The sequence below is a fragment of the Wolbachia endosymbiont of Nasonia giraulti genome (genome assembly GCF_048054155.1).
GTDB lineage: Bacteria > Pseudomonadota > Alphaproteobacteria > Rickettsiales > Anaplasmataceae > Wolbachia > Wolbachia pipientis_C.
Window position 1 is genome coordinate 1 of the sequence record NZ_JAFEVH010000061.1, and the last position, 5,594, is coordinate 5,594.

Annotated in this window: 5 protein-coding genes; 3 read left to right on the forward strand and 2 right to left on the reverse strand. The window is 36.3% G+C overall.

Annotated features, from left to right (window positions below; genetic code table 11):
* Positions 1–148: 148 nt before the first annotated feature.
* Together dxr and JR312_RS05725 are read right to left on the reverse strand one after the other, a co-directional pair.
* Positions 149–1,327 (reverse strand): 1-deoxy-D-xylulose-5-phosphate reductoisomerase, encoded by a 1,179-nt coding sequence (gene dxr / locus JR312_RS05720; RefSeq protein WP_264331134.1) that lies wholly within the window; start codon positions 1,325–1,327, stop codon positions 149–151.
* Between the two features lie 27 nt (positions 1,328–1,354).
* Entirely contained in the window at positions 1,355–1,849 is a 495-nt protein-coding gene (locus JR312_RS05725) for a hypothetical protein (RefSeq protein ID WP_416647933.1), read from the reverse strand.
* A gap of 421 nt (positions 1,850–2,270) precedes the next feature.
* Here JR312_RS05725 and JR312_RS05730 point away from each other — a divergent pair, with 421 nt between their 5' ends.
* From JR312_RS05730 to JR312_RS05740, 3 genes are all read left to right on the forward strand, one after another.
* Complete coding sequence (locus tag JR312_RS05730) at positions 2,271–3,452, forward strand: hypothetical protein (protein WP_416647934.1); 1,182 nt, start codon at positions 2,271–2,273, stop codon at positions 3,450–3,452.
* A 341-nt stretch (positions 3,453–3,793) separates the two neighbouring features.
* Entirely contained in the window at positions 3,794–5,053 is a 1,260-nt protein-coding gene (gene proS / locus JR312_RS05735) for a proline--tRNA ligase (RefSeq protein ID WP_264331130.1), read from the forward strand.
* On the forward strand, positions 5,050–5,424 hold the full coding sequence (locus JR312_RS05740) for a holo-[acyl-carrier-protein] synthase (RefSeq protein WP_264331129.1): 375 nt from the start codon (positions 5,050–5,052) through the stop codon (positions 5,422–5,424). Before proS ends, JR312_RS05740 begins: the two co-directional genes overlap by 4 nt.
* Positions 5,425–5,594: the final 170 nt, after the last annotated feature.

The following is a 5,594-nucleotide window of genomic DNA, read 5'->3' on the forward strand; positions in this document are numbered from 1 at the left end:
ATGCCATTATAACTCAAATACTTTATTATACCTTTATCATTTACTTTAGGAAATACTATAGGATGACAAAAAGGCAAGGTACTGAGATGACAGGAGTATGAAATGGGTCTACTTGACCATTTAGTTGTCTTTTCTCGTCTACCTTATTTTACCACTCTGCTGAACGGATACCTTTATTTTCAATAATTTTGTTAGCAATAATACGGCTTTCAAAATCGACACTTATTATGTCAGATAGTGAGTTAATATCAGAGTACTTGTCAAAGTTTTCTATTGTTGATTTTACTACCTCTACTACTTCTAAAAAGCCGATTCGTGATTTCAAGAATTCATTAACAGCTATCTCATTTGCAGCGTTCAAAACAATACTATTTGTATGTGGAGAAGAAGAATTTAACACTTCCATGCTTAGCTTTAGTGAAGAAAAACATTTGTGGTCTGGTTCTTGAAAAGTCAATTTTTTTTGTTTTGTTAAGTCTAACTTGTAGTTCAAAGTTGATCTTTCTGGCCAAGACAAAGCATATGCAATGGGAGTTTCCATATCAGTTTCTGCAAGCACAGCAAAGCTGAATCCATCGTGATAAACGACAATTCCATGTACTATCGATTCAGGGTGCACTACTGCTTCAATTCTATTTGGGCTAATATTAAAGAAATGATGTGCTTCTATTATTTCTAGTGCTTTATTCATCATTGTTGCACTATCAACTGAGATTTTCTTTCCCATTTTCCAAGTAGGGTGACTTAGTGCCTGATTTACTGTGATATTTCTTAATTGTTCAAGGCTATAATTTAAAAATGGTCCACCAGAGGCAGTGAGTATAATCTTTTCTACACATTTATCATCATTTTGCAAAACTTGAAAAATTGCGTTGTGTTCAGAGTCAATAGGGATTATTTGTACGCTCCTTTCTTTAGCTTTTTCAAGCAGTAACTTGCCACCACAAACAATGCTTTCTTTATTTGCTAGAGCAATAACTTTAGTACCGCTTTCTATAACCTTTATAACTGGCTCAAGGCCTGCGATGCCAACTATTGCAATAACTGAGAGATCAACAGGTAGAGAAGCAACATTTGCTAGACCTGGAGCACCAACTTCTACTTTGACGTTTGTACCAAGTAGATCTTCTTTTAAATCTTTGTAGAACCTTTCATCAGAAATGGCAGCATATTTTGCATTAAGTAGATTTGCCTGTTGTGCTAGCAGAGCAAAGTTAGAATTGGCACTTAGTGCTTCCACCTGATATTCTTCCTTTCTCTTTGAGAGCAAATCTACAGTCTTTTTTCCAATGCTTCCTGTTGATCCTAAAACTGAAACTTTTTTCACTAATTACAATAAAATCTTCTTAGTTATTTAGTAACCAAGCTCATGATCATCACCAACAGATGGTGAAGGACCAGGTGAAAAAGATTGGCCATGATGATCACCTGCATCATGCATATCATGCAAACCATCGGCACTTTGAGCTATTTCATTGTTAGAGTGGGGATAATCATCCGGATGATGCCCCTCATCACCGTAGTCCATACCCATTCCTTCTGATGGCATATCTTCTCCACCACCACCTGAAAAATATTCTGCAAGACTTTCAAGAAATTTTATGCCAAACATATTACCTGATTTCCCAAATAACGTTACTAGACTGCTACCACTGACCAAACCTTCAAACACATTATTATAAGCAGCAATTGCTCCTTCATGAAAGTTGAACATCCACTTCATTCCATCCACAATTGTTGCAATAGAGTCGCTATGACCAAGACCGAAACCACTTTTCTCACTAGCGGCTTCCTGGTGTTGCTGCTGTGCCTGCCATTCTGCAATATTTGGACCTTGTGCTTCACTCATAAACTTTTATTTTAAGCCTTAAGCTATCATTTTATCACAAACACCGCAAAATATCAATTGTTTAAGAGAGGTTATCATAAAAATAGCTAACACTAAATTCTGATTACTCTATACCAAAACATTGATAATGTGCTGTAGTAACAAAGTGATGAAGGAAGGTCTTGAGGTTTAAGACAGCTTCTATTTCTTCTTAGAAGACTGCTCCTCTCTCTTTCCTTTTTATTTTATTATCTTAATATTAACTTACTCATAAATTATTGACAAGTACTAATAATTTAATTATTATTAATATAATATTAATAATGAGGAAGAAAAATGCTTACTAATGATTTATCTAATAATAACACACCATCATCAGCTCCGCCACCGCCACTTCCCCCACCTCCGGATTGGAAAAACACTTGTAAGCATAACAATAAAAATGGAAAATCTCCTAGTGTTACTGCAGAAAAAAGCAGCAGTGGCAATAAGAGATCAATCTAAGAGTCCTGTTCAACAATCATCTCTTAATTTTGCAGAAAATCCACTATTTAAGAAAAAACAAGAAGAACATAATGTAAATAGCGAAACTGCAGATGAAGGAAGCAATATTAGACAGAGTGAGCCAAATAGAGGATTAACTCACAAGCCTGTATCAACTAGAGTTTTTAGTTCTCAACAAGGTAATTGTAATAGTAACAAACCTTCCAGTAATTCAGGAACTAACAATAGTACTCAATCAGAAAAAGGGCTATCTGAGAATCCTATTCAACTTGCAACAGAACAAAAAATCGATACTCCCATTTTGGTTAATACTTCAGTTGGCATAAGCAAGGCAACTGCCTTAAAATATTCAATTGCTACTTTGTTGCTATGTATATCTAGTGTTACAGCTGGTATATATACATATCTTTCGATTTCAGTAACACTAAGTGATCCAGTACTTTTCACAGTTATTGCTTTTGTTTCTGCATCGGTTATGTTGAGCTTAGCTGCATATCTTATCAATTCACACCTTTCTGCAATAAACAGCGAGAAAAAAGTTGATCCTGGTAGAGAACAATCACAAGATTTACAGAAAGCAAAGGAACTTGAACAGAGCAATACTTATACATCATCACTTTCAGTAATAGCTGAAACACCCATTTTACCGCCACCACCACCTCCTCCATTGCCACAAAATGCTGCACCACTACCACCTCCTCCTACAGCTTCCAAGTGTACGGAGAAACCTAAGAATGGTGCACCGGAGAAGGCTAATAAATATTCTGCTCTGCTTGAACAGATAAGAAAAGGTACGAAGTTAAAACCTATTAATGATGGTGCACCGGAGAAGGCTATTGATTCTGAACAAAATAAGTCATTACCTGCGGGTGCCAAATGTCATGATTATGAGATAGGTAAGATCCTGCAGAGGAGAATAGGAACGGGATCTTTTTCTAGTAGTGAAAGTGAAGTTTCTGACCACAGTGACAGTGATGATTGGAGCAATGATGAATCGAAAAAACCGAAAGAGAAAAAGCTGACAAAATCCAGGAAAAACCTACGCCTTCAAACTCCCAACCAGAAGATGAAAGAGGAAGCAAGAGTCCTGACAGTGGTCATGAATCTGATGATAATGTAAAACCTAAATCCACAACTCCACCACGTTCTGCATCAGAGGTAGAGAAGCCACCGATATCGCCTAAGCCTGTTAATTCAAAAACGAAATGTGAAGCTTCTCCTGCAGCACAAGCAAATAATGTTGACCCAACGAATAGTGAGATGCAAAAACCATCTCATTCTGTTAGGGAAATTTCTAAACGTTATGGTGAACAAGCACAACGTTATGATGTACAAGCCACACGTATTTCAACTTCAACATGTCATGGATCAAGGTAAGAGAAAGTAGTACACTCTTCTTAAAATAAGTTTACCTACAGGTCTGATTGTACTAAGATTGCTTAGTACAATCAGATTTATGAAATGCGCTTATCTCAATATTACCTGCCAACTTTAAAAGAAACCCCGGCTGGTGCTGAAATTATTTCTCATCAATATTTGTTACGTGCGGGCTTAATCAAGCAGACAGCATCTGGAATTTATTCTTGGCTGCCGCTTGGTCTTTTGGTACTTAAAAATATTGAAAATATTATCAGAGATGAAATTGGTGCTATTGAAGTGTTGATGCCTTGTGTGCAGCCAGCAAGTCTTTGGCGAGAGTCAGGACGTTACGATGATTACGGCAAAGAAATGCTACGTATTAAAGATAGGCATGAAAGCGATATGCTTTTTGGTCCAACACATGAGGAGGTGGTAACTGATTTGATTAGAAATACGGTAAAAAGTTACAAAGATTTGCCACTTTGTTTATATCAAATTCAGTGGAAGTTTCGTGACGAAGTAAGACCTCGTTATGGCGTTATGAGAGGCAGAGAATTTCTGATGAAGGATGCGTATAGTTTTGATGTAGATTACGAAAGTGCACTGAACTCATACAACATGATGTACAAAACTTACATAAAAATCTTCAAACGAATGGGGCTTACTCCAATTGGAGTGAGGGCAGATACAGGACCAATTGGAGGAAATTTAAGTCATGAATTTCATATATTGGCAAGCACCGGTGAGAGCACTTTATATTATGACAATAAATTTTCTGAACTGCTAGAGAGTGAAGATATTGAAAGCCTGAAGAGCATATATGCAGTTGCAGACGATATGCATGATCCTAAAATTTGTCCTATACCGCAAGAACAGTTAAATGTTAGTAAAGGTATTGAAATAGGGCACATTTTTTATTTTGGTGATAAATATTCGAAGCCTATGAAGGCAAGTGTTACTTCTCAAGATGGAAAAAATGTTAATATGCATATGGGTTCGTACGGTATTGGAGTTTCAAGGCTTGTTGGCGCAATAATAGAAGCTTTCCATGATGATAAAGGAATTATCTGGCCAGAGGCAGTAGCTCCTTTTAAAGTTGGTTTGATCAATTTACAAACAAAAGTAACGGAGGCTGCAGATAAAATATACAAAGCTTTGAAAAGCGATGAAGTGCTTTATGATGATACGGACGAAAGTGTAGGAGTGAAATTTGCCAGAATGGATCTGATAGGGTTGCCGTGGCAAATAATTGTTGGAAAAAAAGTAGTAAGTGAAAATACAGTTGAAGTAAAAAATAGGGCAACTGGAGAGGTAGAGGAAATACAAGTTGAAGAAGCAATAAATCGTTTTAGCGCAAAATGATATACGGTATTGGCACTGACATAGTATATATACCCAGAATATTGAGAATATCACAAAAATACGGGGAAAAATTTCTCAATAAAGTCTATACTAAGAAGGAGATAGAGATAAGCAAAAAATATAATAGCCAAGAAGTAAGAGCAAAATATTTTGCTAAACGCTTTGCTGCAAAGGAAGCTTTTGTTAAAGCGCTAGGCACTGGATTCAGCCAAGGAATTATAATGAAAGATATAGAAATATACAGTAATATCAGGGGAAAACCACATCTTGCTATGACAAAGGATTTCATCTCGAAAGACTACAAGATACACCTTTCTCTAAGTGATGATCAAGATTATGCTACTGCGTTTGTTGTAATTTGCGTTGAGTAGATATTGTTTAGTACATACGATTTCAAAAATTTTTTTGGGAACGTTCAAAAAAGTGTGTCAAACCGCATTTTCAATTCAACTCAATTTTTAACCTACCAGGAAAAAAGATATCAAGTTGAGACATAGTTAAAGCCCAATTAGGCAAAGCAGTAATCCACTTTTGCTCTACC

Bases quoted from the DNA above. Each gene is read 5' to 3' on its own strand.
- JR312_RS05740 (WP_264331129.1), top strand. From the start codon at position 5,050: ATGATATACGGTATTGGCACTGACATAGTATATATACCCAGAATATTG.
- proS (WP_264331130.1), top strand. From the start codon at position 3,794: ATGCGCTTATCTCAATATTACCTGCCAACTTTAAAAGAAACCCCGGCT.
- JR312_RS05725 (WP_416647933.1), bottom strand. From the start codon at position 1,849: ATGAGTGAAGCACAAGGTCCAAATATTGCAGAATGGCAGGCACAGCAG.
- JR312_RS05730 (WP_416647934.1), top strand. From the start codon at position 2,271: ATGGAAAATCTCCTAGTGTTACTGCAGAAAAAAGCAGCAGTGGCAATA.